Annotated in this window: 10 protein-coding genes; 3 read left to right on the forward strand and 7 right to left on the reverse strand. The window is 32.4% G+C overall.

The features are described from left to right. Window positions 1-527: 527 nt before the first annotated feature. Window positions 528-1,472, reverse strand: a complete 945-nt coding sequence (locus AB3G38_RS07000; protein ID WP_367867779.1) for a restriction endonuclease — start codon at window positions 1,470-1,472, stop codon at window positions 528-530. Window positions 1,473-1,589: 117 nt separating this feature from the next. Continuing rightward, window positions 1,590-4,847 carry a hypothetical protein gene (locus AB3G38_RS07005; RefSeq protein ID WP_367867780.1) on the reverse strand — a complete coding sequence of 1,086 codons (3,258 nt, stop codon included), beginning with the start codon at window positions 4,845-4,847 and terminating at the stop codon, window positions 1,590-1,592. A gap of 223 nt (window positions 4,848-5,070) precedes the next feature. On the opposite strand from AB3G38_RS07005, the gene AB3G38_RS07010 reads away from it, so the two are divergent. Then, a complete protein-coding gene (locus AB3G38_RS07010; protein WP_367867781.1) occupies window positions 5,071-5,691 on the forward strand; it encodes a hypothetical protein in 621 nt (206 codons plus the stop codon). A 716-nt stretch (window positions 5,692-6,407) separates the two neighbouring features. Here AB3G38_RS07010 and AB3G38_RS07015 read toward each other — a convergent pair. Further along, entirely contained in the window at window positions 6,408-6,620 is a 213-nt protein-coding gene (locus tag AB3G38_RS07015; protein WP_367867782.1) for a hypothetical protein, read from the reverse strand. Window positions 6,621-7,498: 878 nt separating this feature from the next. Between AB3G38_RS07015 and AB3G38_RS07020 the strand changes: the two genes are divergently transcribed. Continuing rightward, window positions 7,499-7,978 carry a hypothetical protein gene (locus tag AB3G38_RS07020; protein ID WP_367867783.1) on the forward strand — a complete coding sequence of 160 codons (480 nt, stop codon included), beginning with the start codon at window positions 7,499-7,501 and terminating at the stop codon, window positions 7,976-7,978. A 630-nt stretch (window positions 7,979-8,608) separates the two neighbouring features. Continuing rightward, complete coding sequence (locus tag AB3G38_RS07025; RefSeq protein WP_367867784.1) at window positions 8,609-10,477, forward strand: alpha/beta hydrolase; 1,869 nt, start codon at window positions 8,609-8,611, stop codon at window positions 10,475-10,477. A 32-nt stretch (window positions 10,478-10,509) separates the two neighbouring features. Here AB3G38_RS07025 and AB3G38_RS07030 read toward each other — a convergent pair whose 3' ends face one another. From AB3G38_RS07030 to AB3G38_RS07045, 4 genes are all read right to left on the reverse strand, one after another. Continuing rightward, entirely contained in the window at window positions 10,510-11,472 is a 963-nt protein-coding gene (locus AB3G38_RS07030) for an aminoglycoside 6-adenylyltransferase (RefSeq protein ID WP_367867785.1), read from the reverse strand. 11 nt (window positions 11,473-11,483) lie between these two features. Beyond that, entirely contained in the window at window positions 11,484-13,862 is a 2,379-nt protein-coding gene (locus tag AB3G38_RS07035; RefSeq protein ID WP_367867786.1) for an outer membrane beta-barrel protein, read from the reverse strand. A gap of 114 nt (window positions 13,863-13,976) precedes the next feature. Beyond that, window positions 13,977-15,335: an ATP-binding cassette domain-containing protein gene (locus tag AB3G38_RS07040; RefSeq protein WP_367867787.1), complete on the reverse strand. Its 1,359-nt coding sequence runs from the start codon at window positions 15,333-15,335 to the stop codon at window positions 13,977-13,979. Between the two features lie 285 nt (window positions 15,336-15,620). Beyond that, window positions 15,621-20,066, reverse strand: coding sequence for an amino acid adenylation domain-containing protein (locus AB3G38_RS07045; protein ID WP_367867788.1), 4,446 nt, complete (start codon window positions 20,064-20,066; stop codon window positions 15,621-15,623). Between the last annotated feature and the right edge of the window lie 12 nt (window positions 20,067-20,078).

Genomic DNA, 20,078 nt, shown 5'->3' on the forward strand with positions numbered 1-20,078 from the left:
GATTAGTGGCCAGTTTGGCCCGGAATGAGAGGGTCACTTTCCCCGAAATATACACTTAGCTGATAAAACACCACTTTGGGAGGAAGTTGGAGAAATGTATGACCCTTTAAATGAACGAATCAGAGATCAAAATTATTGGATTGATTGTCAGTTAAATAAGTAAAACGATGTCCGTAAATCCCACAATTAAATCATCAGTTCTACGATAAAGAGCGGCTTGATGTTATTATTAATGCTATATCGGATCTGCACTTCTCTTATTTTGGTAGTATTTAACTAACTGCCTTTTTTTAAACGGCAGTTAGTTTTACATGTCTGAAATTGTCATAGGAATATTTCAAAAAAACAGAAACTCTTTCTTGAATATAATGTCTAGACATATTATATATACTCTAAGAAAACGAAATCACCTCTCTTGCAGCAAATAGCTGCTCTTAGACAAACTTGTCCCACCTTTCAGTAATAAAATCTATTACATCATATATACTCTTTATCTTGGCAATTGATCTTTAACCCTTTTGCTGGATCTATTTATTCTTCAAGTCGATTGTATTATCAAACAATATATTTTCCATCGTATTAATTGGATTCCAAATTCCGTTATTAATTCTTTCGTATGTTCGACAGAGTTCTACAATTTTTTCTTGTTCGCCAAATCTTATTAGAGATTTCTGTTTTTCACTTAGGCTTTCATAATAGTTACTGGTAAAACCATATGTGGACAGGTATAGCCCTTTCTCTCTTTTTTCATTAATAATTACATTGGTAAACTCTTTCACTGCTTTCTGTCCCACCTTTTGACCACTTCGCCAATGTTTGATTTCAATAATAAACGATTTCTGGATATTGTCAATAGTACATTCCAAAATAATATCTTTACCTCCGTCTTTACTACCTGGTGTCAACGTCGTTTTAAACCCAATACCTTCAAATAATTCAGAAATCGTTCGCTCTAAATCTCGCCATTCCAAGTTCTTTAAGTTTTCTGGATTCTTTGCAACCAGTTCAATTAGCTTTTTACTTAATTGTCTGACATAGTAAGAAACTTCATTTAATTCTTTTAGTGATAGCTCATTTGACAACGTTTGTGACCATCTTTCTAAATCTTCAAGATTAATAATTTCAAGATTTGTCGGATTGTCAATAAGGAAATGCCGTATCAAAGCATTATTTATTTTAATAGTATTTCTGTTTAAAATTAACAAGAGCAATTTATCATATTCCTTTGCTGAATTTACTTGTGTTAGTGTATTTATGCCATTTCTTATTGCATCATTAATGTTGGAACTAGCCTTTAATTCAATCGCAATTTTATAGGCAGTTCCATCAATTCTTTTTTGGGCAATGAAATCTGGATTCCTAGTTCTTAGGTGTATGTCGCTGAAATGAACATCAAATCCAATTTTTGATAAAAGTTTTATCAGTTTTTTAGAGACTTCCATTTCAGTACTATGTAGTTGATTTTCTGTCATAAGTATAAATGATGAATTGTAAACTGTTTCCTTATTAAGCTGGGATGAAAATAAGCCATTTATTGGTTAGCAATGACAGATGCAATCTTATTGTTATGGCAAAATAGAATTCATAAATCATTTATTCCTCATTTTATATTTTTCTTCAAGAACTTTTAGTATTGGAGCATCGGACTTTCTCTCTAAAGGTATGATAGGGATTGTTCCATCTATGATTGCTGATCTATCTGGATCGTTTATCCCAATTTCCCATGCCTCTTTTACGACAAGGTTGCGCTTAAGAATTGCTTTACTCCATCGAATATCAATTTTGCTGGTTATTGGGTCAAATTCAGCTGGGCATAATAAAAATTTTTTTTGATAATTAAAGATACTTAATAGATTATTTAGGTTTGTAGGTGCTGACGGGTGTACACCTAGCCCCCTTGATACCATAGTAAAGGTTTCACCATTCTTCATATCGGAAAAATTAATATTCTTGGAAATATTAATTTTATAATGAAACGGATTTTTCTCATCAATGCCCGTTATAATTGTCAACCTAATCACATCATCCGTATCTTCTTCTCCAAACTTCCTTCTCCAATTTTCAAATATTTTCTCACCTGCTACGATATTTTCAAATGCAAAAAACAAGACAAATCTGCCATCTGGGTAATAGGCATTCCCAAATGCTTTCCACACTGCTTCGTCCCAATGATGGGTTTCAATTATTGACCTGACATGTCTTTGGTTATGATGATTTTTATCAAAATTTAAGATGCCATTTTCCTCTTGCACGTCTTTTTGTTCTGAAGGATTATTTTTTAAAGTGTCATTTATCTTAATAGCAATTTTGGGCAATTCGATAAATCCATCTTTTATCCTATCACTTAGAAAGAGCTGTGGTTTTTCTCCTAAAACATTGTTAGAAAATTTTCTATGCTCAAATATCAATGCCAATCTTTCTCTAATTTCCTCTTTATCAAAAAGTTGATCAAAATAAGATTTTACATCTTTAAAGAAGAAATTCTTACCAACTATTTCAGTCAGTAATTCTAAGAATATCGTCCAAAGCTTTTGGCCATCACCAAGTAGATATTTGCAACGTCCAATTTCATAAGTATATTCTGAAGGGTTTTCCCTTGGGATTTTCACAAACAATTCTTCTGAGTCCGTTTTAACTAGTTCTATTAAAATTTCTTCAGTACTAGGATATACCCCATCCAAAGATGTTGCTAGAAATGCTTCCAAAAATGCCATTATCATTTCTGCAACAAAGACTAAATCATTATTCTTTGAAAAACTAATGATAAATTTGCAGCCTAGAATACGGCTATTGATCTGTAGACTTTCATCATTCATCATGTTGGTTTCAAAAATAATTTGCTCTTTAAAAGGCTGACCTGCCAATTTTTCAAAGTATTCATGCAATTCACTTTCACCCTTTAAGCCCATTCCCTTTGCAGTTTCATCCATTAGGACATCAATATGTCCTAAAGCATAAAGTGCTGCATCCTCAGAAATCCACAGATCTTGCTCCTTAAGAATTTTTGGTAGATAACCAGAAAGCTTTTGAGAATCTGAATTCATTAATCTTACTGCTAAACATGAGTCGATAAGCCTTTGATCTGGAATATCATTATCATGCTGTTCAAGATTGAGTTGATGGGATAGCACCCGTAATAATTCGAACCAATTAATTATAGATGGTATTCTTCCAATAAACAACTCATTCTTTGCAAGCTCATTGACGCATTCATATGCTCTTTTTGTAATAGTGCCATTTTGGAACCAAGGTTTGAATGCAACTGCTGTTGCTGCAATTAAACAACTGTTAGCTGCCCACAACAATCCAATATTAGCATAAGCATCAGCCAACCCCCTTAATGAAAGATACATTCCTTCTTGAGATTCGTCCTTTGCTAGCTTTATTACTGCTTTGCCAAAATAAACGATTGCTTGTTTATGTAACTTCGCATCTAATTTTTCAGCAGCCCTATTAAAGAAAGTTCTTCCTGCTGCAACTTCAGAAGTACGCTTTTCTGTAACAAATGCGACAGTATCTACTAATTCGTCAAAAACAGAATCTTTTGATAACACATCACCTAATACAAAAATTGTTTCTTTAAACGAGTCAAAGTCATAGTCTAAAAACCCTTCACATTTATTAAATATGTTAATTATTTCAATGATATATTTTTGATACTCTTCGCCCTTAACAATTGCATCAAACAATTCTTCCGAAGCCTTGAAAGTTCTTGCCGACAATGCACTGGCAGGACGTTGTTCATCTATGCTAGCGTGGGTGAGCATCTTCATTAGAAATGATCGTTCTTCTAAAATATCTATCCCTGCGTTTTTTAAATCAAAATCACCAAAACTTTTAACATTTTTAAGTAGATTGTAAAGTGTATAAAGGTTTTCTAATTCATTGATGCTAGAATTTTTATCGATTATAGTTTTAAATTTTTTATAATTATCGATGAATAATTGGTAATCATCATACCAATTTAAGCTGGTCCAAGCATATTGATAATAAATTCTTATCCAATGCTTTTCATTATTGACTTTTTTTGATAGCCTTATCGCTCTATCAAACTTACCAAGAACCTCATCTTTTGGCAGTTCAAGCATTCTTGCAAGAATTGCTGCTTCTATTGCATCATCTACTAATTGAAAATCATATTCAAAGTACCTATTTGGTTTACTAATATTTCGTTCAATTTCATCCAACATTTTCTTTCTTTCAACATCGTTCTTGCCAATTAAATTCTTATCTTCTCTAAATGAATTTGAAAGGTTGAGACTTTCTACCGCAAGGTTTGTTAAATTGTTCTCATAGATTTTTTCAAGCATCCACTTGGCATCTAAAATTGTCACTTCAACATTATAGGTGAGATATAATTTGTCCTGAATATCCTTTTTCGTTTTACTAGATGGTGTCTGGTTTGTCATAAAGAAAATCTTTGTATATTCTCTTCCTGTTTCAAATATTTTTTTCACATCATCTTTCATCTTTTGATTCCAGGCTTTTTTGCAGCTTATTGCAAAAGCCCACTTTTCATCTTTCTCCCAGCCATTTTCGGGAATAAACCATCTATCAGAAATATATATAGAAACAGGATGCGTTTCAAAATCAGTTTTGCCGTCTCCACCACCTGTAGGGCCTACCTGGGGAATTAAATTCGGGCAGACAAATTTCTCTGCTAAACGTCTGCAAAAAACCTCGAATTCATCTTGCTTCTGATTGGTAGATAATTTATCAAGTTCAAAAGCTAATACCTCCTTCGGCAATTTAAATTCAGTGATCTCTTCAGAATCAGAAAAATTTTCAGGTCGTAATTGTCGATAAAATTGTGATGGACTGAGTTTTTCAGGATTTTGTTGGTTCATAGAATAATATTTTTGAGTATTACTTTCGCGTAAAAACAACCTTCTTTTCTTTTACATCATATGTAAAAATACCTCATAAATTACACAATATTATAAAACAATTGAATAATTTACTTTCAATTTATCATAATACGATTTAGCTTTTAACTTCCAAAAAAATGTAATTTTAGAATGAGCTACGAGAGTTGTAATTTAGCTACATACACCCTAATAATACAATCCTATGATACATCTATATTTTGAAGCTCCTAATATATCCGACTGGCTAACCTTTATTGCATCATTTTTAACATTTTGCGTAAGCATGGCTACCTTTATTATTGGTTACAGGGCTTTAAATACTTGGAGAAATGAAAAAAGGCATAATACAATAGTAAATGCACTCACTATATCAACCAGAGCAAGAAATTACATAGTAGCTTTACGCAGTCCAGCACAGATGGAAGGAGAATTAGATGAAAAAATAGTTGAACTTTATAAAGACAAAAATATTCCCAGTGAAGTTTTAATAATTGAATCACGTAGAAAAAATTTTAGTGACCTACTAAATAATATTTACTTAAACAATGAAATAGTATTAATAGAACTTGGTGAACAACATATAATTCACAAGTTCCTCCAAAAGGTAATTGATATTGAAAATGAGGTTTTGATTGCTTCAGATACTTATGCTAAACTTAAAATTTTAATAGATAAAGGACAAATTGAGAAACAAGAAGTTAGGTCAGAATTAATTAAGCTGCGAAAAATAATGTTTCAATTTCAGGAGGATGAGCAGTTTAGTGCATTGTCAGATCTGTACGAAGAATTGATTACGTTTAGGAAATCGTTGTCTAGAGCTTGATATTAGTCTAATTATTGAAGAAAACAATACAAAATCAAATAAGTTATCTTTTTCTTTTAGCTTATCAGTAAAATTGATAGTAATTTAATATCATAGTATACTAAAAAAATTTTGCCATAGAACTTGCACAAGTTGCTATTTTTCACCTTCCTTAAAGAAGTAAATCAGAAAAAAATAATTTGATAAGCAACTAAATACTTACTAGCTAAAAAGATCGTTAAGTCCTATTAGTAGAATTGTAAAGGTGCATTGATTAAAAGTCTCAAGCTTTATTAGTAAACTTCCTGTTTAACAGTTTTATATATTAAATAAACTTGATCTTTTATTTATAAATTTGTATTTTTACGATAGCAATTGCAGCTAAAACGTATCGAAATAAATGGTGAGCGATTCGGTGAGTCGAATTTAAAAACCGCCCTAAATACTATATAAACCCTGATATTTGGACTAGGTTCGAATCCCAGCGGGATCACAAAAGCCTCAATGCAAATTGAGGCTTTTTGCGTTAAAGAATATTTCTATCTCCTGCTACTTTCAACTTCATTCCGGATCAAGTCATAAACTTGTGGATCAGGGATTAAATTTCAAGTTTTGGGTTTGATGTTTTTTGAGTTCAAAGCAGCTGGTTACGATTCTTTAATCAGCTGATTACTTCCTGATTTTATAGTTCAGTTTATCCTTATTAAACGCTCCTGATTACTTTGATAAGAGGTCGGTCAACTCTTCAGCGGAATTCTTAGCGGCAGGAAAGATCCTGTTTTTTCCAGGCTGGCTACTTTGACGAAAGTTCTCTGATGCCTTTGGATTTCCATTGTTTGTTTCCTTTTGCCCGGTACAGAACTTTTGAAACAACCTGTACGCCAAACTGCTGCTTTAAAAATGAAATCGTTAAGGATTCCCTTTGAAAATTTACCCGTTAAACTTCCCATAATAAATATCTTTTCACCAATGTAAGCTATTCGCGTTAAAGATTATCCTGATGCGTAAAAAATGGCCGTAATTGTCCGCAGCTGTCTGCAATTGTCCGCAGTTGTCCATGGGTTAGTCAAAGGGGAAATTATAATTTCATTCATCTTCAACTAGTTATGGTTTGGTTATGCCTGAGTGGTGGTCGGGATGACACCAGGTTGTAAACGGGCTGTAACTATGGCAAGTCTAAGTCATTTCAACTAGTTGTTTTGACTTAGACTTGCCATGCTCTCGCGTTACTTTAGCACTGCTCTTACCCTAACGAGTACTCGGGCAGTACCCGGGCAGTACCCGGACGATATAGCTTTATGATTTAGCTATTTTGAATTTATTTACGAACAGCCCGGCCTTGTTTCCCCCGAGTCATTCTCATGCAAATTGAAAGCTTTCAGCGCAACTTCCAGAGACATAAGAGCATCCGTGACAGCAAAGACTTTCTGTTGAGCGTGTCAAAATTTATGCTTAAAAAATGAGCCTGCTCCAAAAGTTTATGACTTGATCCTTCATTCCTGTGTTACGATCTATATAAACAACAGGAAGCCTATCATAAATTTGCAGACATCTTTGGATACCATTAAACTTAGTTATTATACCTAACTGAGATTGTGTAATCCAGATGGTATGTGTAAATTGCAATATAATTTAGGAGCGATATGAAAAAAGAAACTAAAGACAATCTTAACGAACTTCCAAAAACATGCGTTACCGAATTATCTGATAATGAGCGTCTAAATAAAGATATATTTCGTTCTGATTTTGATAAACTTAAACTCTTTACCAAAATGTTACGCACAAATAATCTTTTCAATAAGGCAGTGATAATTCATAAGTAGTTTATATGGACGTTTTAGATGAAGTATTACTGCGATTTTGGAGTTCTTTAAATAATCATGATGTAAAATATATTATGGTTGGTGGATTTGCTACTAGATTTCATGGTTTTAACCGAAGTACTGATGACCTGGATATTTGGTTGTACGATACCCTGGATAATAGAAAGAATCTCAGGGCTGCATTTAATGAATTAGATTATGGTGATTTTCCTTCTTTTGAAACGATGGAATTCGTATCTGGATGGACAAGCATCTATATAGATAATGCAATCGAACTGGATATTATGACCTCTATGAAAGGACTAGAATCCCTTTCCTTTTTGGAATGTCTTGACCTCGCCTCTATTGCAGTCTTTGAAGATATAAAAGTCCCTTTTTTGCATATCAACCAACTAATAACTAATAAGAAAGCTGTAAATAGACCAAAAGATCAAATCGACGTAATTGAGTTGGAAAAAATCAGGGAATTTAGAGATCATAAATAATTATGCTTCTTAATTGATATTACGTAATTTGGAAAATAGCAATTGCAGCTCAAACGTATCGAAATAAAAGGTGAGCGATTCGGTGAGTCGCTTTTTAAAAACCTTCCAGATAGCCTTTAAACGCTGAAAATTGAACGAAGTTCACATCGCAGCGGGATCACCAGCAAAACAAGAAGCTTCTTTGGTTTAAGCCAATCTTTATTGCCCAATTAAAAATGGTTGGTGCTTTAATTGTTCATCATAATCTGCTTGTTTAAAAAATGGCCAAATATCGAAGTTTCCAGGCTCTTGAAATTTTTTAAATGCTTCTTCCTACTCTTTTATTGTATCTCTATAATATTGTCCCAGTGACAGAACAGAAATATTATTCATAAGTCAATTTAAAGGAGTAAAAAACATTGAATTCTTCCTGTTCAGGCTTACTCAACTCTATGTCTAAATCAAAAAAACACGACTACTCCATAAGTATATGACTTGATCTGTTCAAACCCAGGACTGAAAGTAAATTATTGGATAATAGGATTAAACGCTATTAAAAAGAATATTATTGCAAAAGTAATTATTAGTATAAATATAATAAAAATATAAATATTATTGTAATCTTGCTATATTTAAACTATATTTTTATTTATGATACGCCAATTTTTAATTTTTCTATCTCTATTTGTTTCTCTAACGACTGCCGCTCAAAACCCAAAAACTAAATTGGAGATTTGTAATACATTTTTCCCGGATTGGAAAGAAGTAAATAATAAAGACATCAGATACTATTCTTTTAGTGTTCCAGAAAATTGGAATTATCCTAATAAAAAAATAAAATTGGCAGTCGCCCAACTTTTATGTCTAAAAAAAACAAATGAAAATATTGTCTTTATTTCGGGAGGTCCGGGAGGGTGGTCAATTGGTGCTATAAAAAAATGGCTTCATCATCCACTAAGAGAAAAAGCTAATATAATTTTGATTGACCTGAGAGGAACAGGATTCTCCCAACCAAGCCTCTGCCCGGATCTTGGAAAAAAAATACTAAATGTTTTCAGTCAAGATATCTATGGAAATAAAGAGATAAACGCTATTGTAGATATTTCGAAGGAATGTAAAGAACATCTTCTGAAAGAAAAAATAGACCCCAATGAATACAACAGTAATAATATTGCTCAAGATATACATACTTTAAAAAGTGAATTAAAAATTAATAAGTGGTATATCTACGGACTATCTTATGGAACGTATATTGCCCAGCTGTATTCCAAAACATACCCTGGCGATGTTAAAGGTCTAATTCTAGACTCTCCTATTTCCGGATTATCTGATTATTACGGCAAAAACACTTCTAATTACCTTAATAGTTTATATCTATTATTTAAAGATTCTAAAAGTAAATTCCCAGATCTGGAAAAAGAGTACAACTCGGTAATTAATAAATTGAACAGCAAAGGTCTTTCAGTAAGTGTAGATAAAAAAATCATCGCTGGTGGGCATTTTACCTATAATGCAGATGACTTTAAACTTATTATCCAACAATCCCTTTATAACAAACAGCTGATAGAGGTTATTCCATTAATAATAGACGCATTTAATAAAGAAAATAAAAATGTATTATCCAGCCTTGTGGAATCTTTTTCTGAGTCGCTGAAAAGAGATTTCGGAACCTATTATTGTGTAACGTGCAATGATGTATATAATAATCAGAGTATTTCTCTTTTTGATGAAAATTCAAAAAAGCAGGATAAAAACGGAGCACTATTATTCTACCGCTCGGATTTATTCGTTTGTCAAAGCTGGGGGATTGCTCAAAAACCCACAAGCGATAAGGATAAACAAAAAGACAGCACATATAAAACTTTGATTTTTGCAGGGAAGTATGATCCGATTACCCCCTTATCAAACGGAGAAAAACTTGCTAAGCAGCTAAAAAACAGCTATTTGGTAAAAATGCCATACGGGCATGGAACTAGCTTCTCTAAAGAAGGAAAACAGATGCTGGCGCGTTTTATAAGCGGTTCAGCTGTTGAAACTGATAATAAAGCTCCCGAAGTTCAATTTGTTTCACATCATATATTTTATAATAAAGGGATAGCTAAATTGGCAGAAAATTTTAATAAACCTGATTGGTTATTTTTATCGTCCTTGATTATCGCCTTGTTACTGATTATAAGTTCTATATTTATTTTAATTCCCAAGTTAAAAGCAACCGAAAACCGTACATTATATTCTCTTATCTTATTTAATTCCTTTCTAGGTATCGTGTTGTTTTTGTCTTTAAGCTATGGAATCCTTCAAACTACCAACCAAAATATTTACATTTTGTTATTTGGTCTTATCAAGAAGTTTGAATTTGTTATTTATCTCGCTTATATATACATTTTTAGTACACTAGTAAGCTTTGGTTTGGTTCTTGTCAAACGAAATACCATTAAGAATATTGAGCTGATTTATGGTCTGATTTTCTCTTATATCTTATTGATTATATACTTAGCATTTTGGGGCATTATTTTATAACGAATATTCAATCTGTTGTATTTACCTGGTTATCATTGAAATTTTCTTTTGATGCCATATTCACATTCCGGAATGGCTATATTTTTAATAAAATTTAATACAAATTTTTCAAACTCAACGTTGAGGTTGAATCCATTATGAGCTGCCACTAGTGCTGAGTAATGCTGATAAAGCTCTGCTGTTTGTATCAATGCATTCTGCATAGAAATTATATCCTCCTTAAGTAAGGTACTAACCAGTTTTCTGTATAGGTCTTCTCCCCCCCATTGTTTAATTTTATGGCCGTTATAATAAACATCTTTTTCCTTTTCTTCAAGCAAGCACTTTTGTTCAATCATCCTTATTAATTCTTTCTTTAAATAGTGGTCATAAACAAGCAAGGTATAATAAAATTCTTCTCTTATTAATTTAACAGATGCCGTATAACAGGATTGCCAAAAAAAATTGTACCCCTTCAAAAACTCTTTTTCCGTTAGTGTAACGCTTTTTGTTTTTGAAAAATTGATTGCATCAATAAGTGTTTTTTCCAAATTAATTTTGTCAGCATGAATTCTGTAACCTCTTTGTATTGTACTGTAAAATTTGATAATATTTCCAGACAATAATCTGCTCAAAAATTCAGGCAATACACCTATTAATCTGTATTTTTTCAACATGAAATAATACTTAATCATATTGAATCGCGAGAGGTCTATTATTGTTATATCATACATTAAGCCATTATCCAGGATTATTTTATTTTTATCAACACCTTCGCCCGAATCTCTAAAAACCCTCCTTGAAATCATATTGCCTAAAGGCGAAATCCAGCTATCATCCGTATAATTCATGTATTTTCTGGGTATTGTAGTAAATACATACAGATCTAAATCTGAAAACGAATCCATATATCCCTGTGAGAAACTACCTACGGACATCAGGGCTTTGATATCTGGATTATTCTTAATTACTTTTTCTATTCCCTGGTTGATCTGTTCTATTCTTTCTCTAAGCATTATTCTGTTGTTTAATCTAATCTATTTTTGATCTCTTCAGAAGATACTTCTCTTTTTCTTTGCTTGCTGAGCTTAGAGTTTCCAAAATTATAAATATAGGTAAGCCTGATGATCCTTGGTTCGTAGCTGTATTTTACAAAAGAGCTGTTATTGGCTTCAAAAGACTCAAAGCTGTAATTTTGACCAAATACATTATTAAAACTTAGCTGTATACTGCTATTCATTTTTTTTATTTTCTTATCTAAACTAAGGTTTACCCTTTGATATTGTTTGATTTTGCTTACGCCTGATAAACGGTTCGAATTATAGGCAGAAAACAGCTGAATTGAAAAATCTTTAGGTAAACTGAATGTTTGTGTAGTGCGTATTATAAAAAAATAATCATCGTTTTTCTGGGCATCAATCTTCTGATTAATGTAAGATAACTGGAAAGAGTTCTGCATCTCCCACCATTTATTAATTTTTAATGGTGCGTTTATTGAAAAGGTTAAAGTATTTAAATAATCAAGATTAAGAGATGTTAAACGTTGTTGGGAAGACTCAGGTAAGAAAACTATTTGAGATCTTGCAATTGAGTTCTTTTCATGAGAATATTCTACGCTTGCTATATATTTTTGGAATTTATAGTTTAGGGACAAAATATTACTAATTGAAGGTTTTAGCCTGATATTCCCAAAATAAAACGTATTGGGATCTAAAAATAATACATAAGGAGCCAGATCAAAATAAGTAGGCCTCGATACTCTTCTTCCATAAGAGGCTTGTAAACTAGATTTTTTTCCGATCTCTCTCGAAAAAAATAACGAAGGGAATAGTTCGCTTAGCTTTGTATCCAATGCATTTCCAGCACTGAGTAAATCAAGCTTCTGTGTGGAGTATTCGTAACGTAACCCTAATTTAATATTTGTTTTCTCATCAGCCCCCCAATCTACCGATAAATATGTAGCTGATATATTTTCGGTTAAGTTTGATTTTTCACTCAAGTTATTATTTTGAACATATTGTCCATCAATAAGGTCGTTCACTAATACGGTATTGTCTAGTTTTGAATAAGTATACTTACCGCCAAAATCTAATTTAATTTTTTCACTAAGTATTCTGGAGTAATCTATTTTACCAACTCCTACAGCTACCGGGGTGTTCTTTGTAACAGAAAATATTTCATTTCTTTCTAAAGCCCCGTTTTCATCAAAATAATGATTATTATAATTGTTAGGTGCTTTGTTGAGGTATTTCAGATAGTCCACATCAAAGTTTAACACCTGCAGGGAATCTATTTTGTAATTGAGGTTTAAATTGGAAGTGAATAAATTTCTATCACTATCTTCATCATTAAATAAACCCGTATAGTAATTTTTATTCAGATTGTTTTTTATATTAAAGCCGCTTGCCTCCTGCTTAAAATTATTTAAATTTCCATTTACCAATACTCCAAACGTAAATTTACTATTGATATAATAATCCAATCCTAATCGTCCTGAATAACCGGTAATAATGGGATCCCTGTATGTTTCGGTAAAATTACTGGTTACAGATTGATCAGAAGAACGGCTTGTACCAGAATTTGTAAAGGTTCTGGGTGTATTATTCCTATCATAGTTCAGATCACCATAAAAATTGATTTTATTATTGCGCGCATTCCAGTTAATCCCAAATTTCTCTTTATCTTTTTTTCCAAACCCCAACCCTGCCAGGATACTTCCGTTAGTGCCTTTCGTGTTTTTTTTAACCTGTTTGATATTGATTAGCCCTCCGGTAAATTCTGCATCGTATTTTGCCGGTGGGATTGAAATAAGCTCAATTTTTTCGATATCTTTTGCATTTGTACTACTTAAAATCTGGATTAAGGAAGAAATGGGAATTCGGGTTAATTTATCATTTATCAATACTCCTACTTCCGATTTTCCGTTCAGTGTAATTGAACTGCCATTAGAACCTATCTCTACTCCCGGTAATCTTTGAAGAACTTCTAAAGCCGATCCGGAAATCCCTATTGGGGTTCCTTCAACATTTATTACCAGGCGGTCTATTTTCTGTTCTACCTGCTGTTTTTTTTGACCAGTTATAACAACTTCCTGCAGGTTTTTCTCTTGATCTATAAATGTAATCCCCAAATCCAAATCTTTATCTGTCACCGTTACACTTTTCTTAATTTCTTTGGACAATAATGTATGGATTGTAATTTCATAATCTGAAGCCGGAAGATTATTTATTGTATAAACACCATCTTTATCTGTAAGTGAGACTTTAGTAATCCTGGTATTATTTGCTTTTACATCCACGAAAGGCAAAGGGTTGTTATTTTTATCAAAAATTTTTCCTGTTATTTTATACTGCGCATATATACAGTTACAGGATAATGATAAGAAGAATGCTAAAAAAAATTTCATTTGTATCAGATTAAAAAATTAATATTTATTAATAGTTCAGGCATGTTTTATCTCTCTTTTATAATGTCAATACTTCTATTTACACTACTCAAAAAGAAAATAATTCTTATGGATTTAAATATTTACTATTGCTGAATCCTCTTCTTTTTCGACAGTAATATCCTGTATGATTTTACCATACTCGAACTTTAAAATTCTATCAGCATGTTTAAAATATTTGTCATCATGAGTAACTGCAACAATGGTTTTTCCCTGCCGTCTAAGGAAAGGAATAAGATTTTCATAAAAATATTTTCTAAAATGCGGATCCTGATCTGCTGCCCATTCATCCAATATTAACAAGGGCTTTTCCTCAAGCAGGGCAAGAATCATGGATATTCTCTTACTTTGACCCTTGGAAAACTTTCTCCTGACTGAAGAGTCGTCATCATTTTTTATAATACTATCCATTTCCATCATTTTGAGATACTCAATATATTTAGCGTTCTCTTTAACCTGGTAGTTATCATAATTCTGAGAAAAAATATAATTATCGGTAAATATGGTTGATAACAAGTTCTGATAACCTTCTATATCATTCAAGATATCGCTTCCGTTCAAATGGACCTTTCCTGTTGAAGGAGTATATAATCCCGTAAGTAAATTGATAAATGTGCTTTTGCCGCTGCCGTTTCCACCAACAATAAATATTACTTCTCCTTTTTTGATATTGAGATTTATCGGCCCCAATGTAAATGAGTTATAATGAAATACACATTGCAAAAATTCCAAAGTATTGAAAGAGAGAGTGGAAGGAATAGCAGTTTGTTTATCGGAAGTGGAGCTGATGTCTATTTCTTTTAAGAACTTCCTTATCCTCTTTTGAGAAACCCCTATTCTCATATAAAGATTCTGCATCGTGATAATTCTGTTTATGGGGCCTGACATGAATAGCAAGATCACAATGAATGAAACCACTTTATCAATTGAAACTATGCCAATAAATGGCAACACAAACAGAATTACTCCGAAAATAAAATACAGGCCATACTGGCTAAGAACATTAATGGCGCTGAAACTATTGCTGATATATATATCCGTTTCTTTGGCATCATTTCTATTGGGAATAATAAAATTATATGATAGGTTATATTGTCTTGCTGCACTAATTTTTAATTCTTTAAATCCCTGCAATATATCTTGTGTAAATTTATTGAAATCATCATTACTGTTTCTGAGCCCGAGTAATTGAGCAGACAACTTTTTACTCATCGAAAAGTACAGGTACGAAATTATCGATATCAATAAAACGATAATAAGTGCTCCCATTACAGAAAGGCTAAAAAGATAACCAATGCATAAAAGTATCAGCAGTAACGAATTGAGAGTATTGGTAATAACACCTGGAAGAAATATAAATACTCTAATATCCTCTAATATTCCATGTATCCGTTCTGTTCCTAAGGAATTGAGGCGAATTAATGTTATATCCATAAGACTCTTGGTTATATTGATTTCGCTATCGTAAACAAAATCATATGAAATCCTGATAATTTTTTTCTGAAAAAAAATATTCAGCAGATATGAAAATATTATAAATGAAAAAAATGGTATAGCAAGATTGTTATTGACAAGCTCTTTATTAGCTACAATTTTGTTAACAATATATAAAATCCCTAATGTCAAAAATGTATTTGCCAGCGAATATATTGTAAGAAAGAAAAAATTAGTTTTCTTGATTTTTATCATAATCTATTTATAAAATAATATTTTCCTGATCTAAAAATCAAAATCAATATCTACCGAATTATTTATTTGTATTTCTCTATGAGTTGATAAGTTTACCTTTTCAATAATCTCATCCGGACTTTTGGTTACCCAATCGGTCATAAGCGTTATTTTATCCCATATTATCTCAACGAAAGTATCATCAATACTTTCAACATATTCTATTTCACACCTCAATCCGCCAGATTCAAAGAAGTTGAATACAAGTGGAAATCTAGATAATGTAGCATGTATGATTTGCTTTTTTAATGTAAATGTTCCAAAGTCGATGTTTTCTTTTAGCAGTACCTCCGAATGTTGATAGACCACTAAAAAGTCAGTCAATGTATTAAGATTACTGATCAGAGGCTGTGTAATTTTCTCCTCCAAAACCAATAGATTATTTTGGGTATTTTCTGTCAATATTTTAAAAGTAAGTTCCTCCTTTACAGAAATCAGGAAGGGAAGGGTTTTTATGAACATCCCTACAGCTTCCTCGAGCTGAGCGTTATTCCTTCCGCTAAAAACAGTCCCCAGGCAAATTGGATTTTGCTGATATATTTTATTTAGAACGACGCTTAAGATGGTAAGAATAGAAGAAAACAAAGTTGTGTTGTTAGCACTTGAAATTTTTCTTAATTCATCGTACTGATCTATTGATAGATTAAATATCTTACTTTTTACTATTCCTGGTATCTGGCTATTAATCAGAACTTTCGTATGGGTATTATTTCCTGAGTTAACTTTTGGGATATTTGATTCGACCTGAAAATTATTTTGTCCCAGCAACCATTCAGAATAATCTTTAAATTGAATGTCAACCGTTGCTTTTAAAGGTATCCCATTATAAATCCGAATTAGTTTGGTCAATATGATTTCTAAAGAAATGCCATCAACTATAATATGATGGGTTAAGAAAATAAGATATTTTTTATCATTATAATGAGCAATAACTGATTTAAAAAGTAAATCAGTTTCTAAATCTAAATTTTGCGAAATATAGCTTTTTATTGAGGATAAAAAATCTTTTCCGCCGACGTCAAGAATAGCTAAACTGAATTCTCTATCTTCTCTGATTATTTGATATACTTCACCATTTTTTTCTACAAAATTTGTTCTTAATATTTCATTTTCCCGGATAATTGAATTAATAGAATTTTCCAATAAAAGCGTATCTATATCTCCTTCAATTTCAAAAACGGAATACATATTATAGGAATTGGAAAAGCCCTGTTTCTGAGAAGCCAACCATATATTGGTTTGATCATATGTTAATGCATATAAGCTTTTTATCTCAGCTTTAGGAATGAATGTTTTCTCCTTGCTATCATTCTCCAATACTTTTGCTAAGCTTTGGATAGTTTGATTCTGAAAGATAGATTTTAATGAAACCTCATGATTTAATTCTCTGGAAATACAATTTATTATTTTTCCTGCCAGCAAGCTATGCCCACCGAGTTCAAAAAAATTATCGGTAATGCCTATCTCATCTATTCCGAGTATCTCCCGCCATATTTCCACCAGCCTCTTCTCTGTCTCATTCTTTGGGGCAACAAATTTTTTTCTGATCAAATCTTTTCCTGTAACATCCGGTAGTGCTTTACGGTCAATCTTGCCATTAGGGGTTAACGGGATATCATCCAGCTCTATATAGAAACCCGGTATCATATATTCTGGTAACCTGTCCTGAAGATATTCCCGGCATTCAATCTTATTTATCTCCAGGTTTCTATCTGGCGCTCTATCTATTTTGTAGTAAGCAACCAATACTTTTTCTCCATTTACCTCTTTCGCATCAGCTACTACGTGTTTGATTAAAGGGTTGAACCTTAAAATATGGGTTTCTATCTCCCCCAATTCTATCCTGAACCCTCTTACTTTAACCTGAAAATCATTCCGTCCTAAAAATGTTATTTCTCCTTCCCCATTCCACTTTCCTAAGTCGCCTGTATCATACATTTTAGGATTATTTTTTGAGGTTATGTAAAAAGGGTTATCAATGAATTTCTCCTGGGTAAGTTTTTCATTTTTGTAATATCCTTTTGCCACTCCATCTCCAGAGATGAAGATTCTCCCTGCAGTGTTTTCAGGTAAAAGATTAAGGCATTTATCAACAATATAGAGTTGAGTATTGTTAATTGGTTTTCCTATATTAGAGGCATCAGAAGGTTTATCTATCTTCTTTGTACTTGACCATATTGTAGTTTCTGTTGGTCCGTACATATTCCATACTTCTTTACTGTGCATTAAGAGTTTTTCTGCTAAAGATTCATTCAGACTGTCTCCTCCACAAAGTATTTTAAGATTTTTATTTCCTTTCCAGCCTGCATTAAATAACATTTGGTAGAAGCTTGGAGTTGCTTGAATAATACTCGGTGTGATTTGCTCTAACTCTTTTTTTAATTGTTCTATATTATTTAATGTTGCTTTACCAGCAATAAATACGCTTGCTCCAGATATTAGTGGCGTAAAAAATTCTAAAATGGAGATATCAAAGGAATACGTAGTAACTGAATAAAGCACATCATTTGCCTGGACTTGTGGTATATGCTGAATACTTGTTAAGAAGTTGGTTAACGCACGGTGCCCTACTTCTACTCCTTTTGGATTTCCTGTAGAACCAGATGTATAGATGATATAGGCTGTATCTTCAGGATTAGTAAGATAATTTAATTCGGTCACCGATGTATACTCAAACCGCAACAGTTCTTCTTTGGTAAGAAAACGTATTTGTTTTTGATTTTTATCACCTGATGTTTCTGTTGATTCGAATTCTTTTAAAAGTGCTTCTTCGGTTATGATAAGTGAGGCCTGACTCTGTCCAATAATGTATTCGACCCTCTCTTTTGGCAGCATTGGATCGATAGGAATATAGCATTTCCCAGCTTTAAGTATCCCTAAAAGAATAATAATAAGTTCTGCAGACCTTTCAGTCAATACTCCAACAGGCATATTATTCTCTCCAAAACCGGAAAGCAGGTACTTTGCTATATTATCCGACTTCTCTTTTAGTTCTTTATAGGTTAAGTTTGTGATCTTATCCCATACCGCTATGTTGCCAGGTACTTTCGCGGCCTGTTCTTCAAATAAATGAATGATCGTTTTATTGTTAGGATAAGCTACTTCACTGTTATTGAATTCTATTAAAAGCTTTTGACATTCGTGTTCGGTGAGGAAATTTAGTTTTTTTATTTTTTGACCTGAATCGCTCAAAACTGACTCCATAAGTATCTGGAAATGCGCTATGAGATTAGTAATACTTTCTGGTGTAAAGTAATTCAGATTATAGTCAAAATCAATTTTTACATCCTCCGTTTCGTCAAATTCCCTTATATATAATGCTAAAGCCACTCTTTCTGATTCATGGCTAAGCGGCACCACTTTAGTAACTGTATTTTTAAAGTGAGATGAATAATCCTGCTTTTCATAAGATAATGTAACATTGAATATCCTTTCCTTTTGATTAAATACCCCCAATTCTTTCACCAAATGCCCCAGGGGGAAACGCTGCTGACGATAGTCGTGTTTTAGCTGTGTCTTGATTTTTTCTACCAAATCAATAAATGTTTCTTCTTCATCAATTGAAAGCAGTAAAGGATTTACCCCCATGAATAAACCCACAGTTTTTTTAAATTTAGCCCCCGAACGGTTTAAAACAGGCAATCCTATTGAAACAGAGTCATTTTGAGATTTTTTACTCAAATAAGTATATAAAATTGCAAGAATAATATGAAAGGTACTCGACTTTGTTTCTAAAGCCAATCTTACCAATTCGTTATAAACAGACCTTCTTACCATAAATTCTTTTCTGTAACTGGTATTGATTGTTATTGAAGAATCTATTTTCTGAAATAAATTTTCAGGAAGCATTTTAAATTTCCCGACCCAATATTCCTTATCATTAATAAATTTCAGAGATCCAAAATACTCCTGATCTTCAATACTAAAATTTTCGTAAAAATAGGGATATGTCGTAATTATGGCTCCGTGCTCCATAATTTCGTTATAGTTTTTCACCAAACGTGTAAACATCAAAGATGTTCCCCATCCATCGGTAATTATATGGTGGTAAACAGAAAACAGATAATGGAAATTATCGTCCACTTTTATTAGCGCAAAACGATATAAAAATGTATCCTTCTCTACATTAAAAGGATTTTTAAACTCTTTTTGCATCAAATCCAACACTTCTTTTTCTTTATTTTCCTTAAACGAGAAATCGATAAATTCGAGTTGACGGATTTCAGTTGTAATTAGCATTTCTGCATTATTATTCACTTCCTTTAAATGACACCTGTAAGCATCATGCTGTTGTATTAAAGCGATATATGCCTGTTCAAATATTTCTTTGTTTAAATATCCTTTTATAGAAATTCTTGCTCCAATATTGTAAATAGGTTCATTTGGGAACAAAAGCTGTTCGAAATAAATATCTTGTTGAGGAAGAGTCAGTTTCATTTTCAGATCTCG

The organism is Pedobacter sp. WC2423 (assembly GCF_040822065.1).
In the GTDB taxonomy this organism is placed as follows: Bacteria; Bacteroidota; Bacteroidia; order Sphingobacteriales; family Sphingobacteriaceae; genus Pedobacter.

What these genes read in the sequence shown, in the direction of transcription:
- AB3G38_RS07000 (WP_367867779.1), bottom strand. Translation starts at nt 1,472, where the DNA reads ATGACAGAAAATCAACTACATAGTACTGAAATGGAAGTCTCTAAAAAA.
- AB3G38_RS07005 (WP_367867780.1), bottom strand. Translation starts at nt 4,847, where the DNA reads ATGAACCAACAAAATCCTGAAAAACTCAGTCCATCACAATTTTATCGA.
- AB3G38_RS07010 (WP_367867781.1), top strand. Translation starts at nt 5,071, where the DNA reads ATGATACATCTATATTTTGAAGCTCCTAATATATCCGACTGGCTAACC.
- AB3G38_RS07015 (WP_367867782.1), bottom strand. Translation starts at nt 6,620, where the DNA reads ATGGGAAGTTTAACGGGTAAATTTTCAAAGGGAATCCTTAACGATTTC.
- AB3G38_RS07020 (WP_367867783.1), top strand. Translation starts at nt 7,499, where the DNA reads ATGGACGTTTTAGATGAAGTATTACTGCGATTTTGGAGTTCTTTAAAT.
- AB3G38_RS07025 (WP_367867784.1), top strand. Translation starts at nt 8,609, where the DNA reads ATGATACGCCAATTTTTAATTTTTCTATCTCTATTTGTTTCTCTAACG.
- AB3G38_RS07030 (WP_367867785.1), bottom strand. Translation starts at nt 11,472, where the DNA reads ATGCTTAGAGAAAGAATAGAACAGATCAACCAGGGAATAGAAAAAGTA.
- AB3G38_RS07035 (WP_367867786.1), bottom strand. Translation starts at nt 13,862, where the DNA reads ATGAAATTTTTTTTAGCATTCTTCTTATCATTATCCTGTAACTGTATA.
- AB3G38_RS07040 (WP_367867787.1), bottom strand. Translation starts at nt 15,335, where the DNA reads ATGGATATAACATTAATTCGCCTCAATTCCTTAGGAACAGAACGGATA.
- AB3G38_RS07045 (WP_367867788.1), bottom strand. Translation starts at nt 20,066, where the DNA reads ATGAAACTGACTCTTCCTCAACAAGATATTTATTTCGAACAGCTTTTG.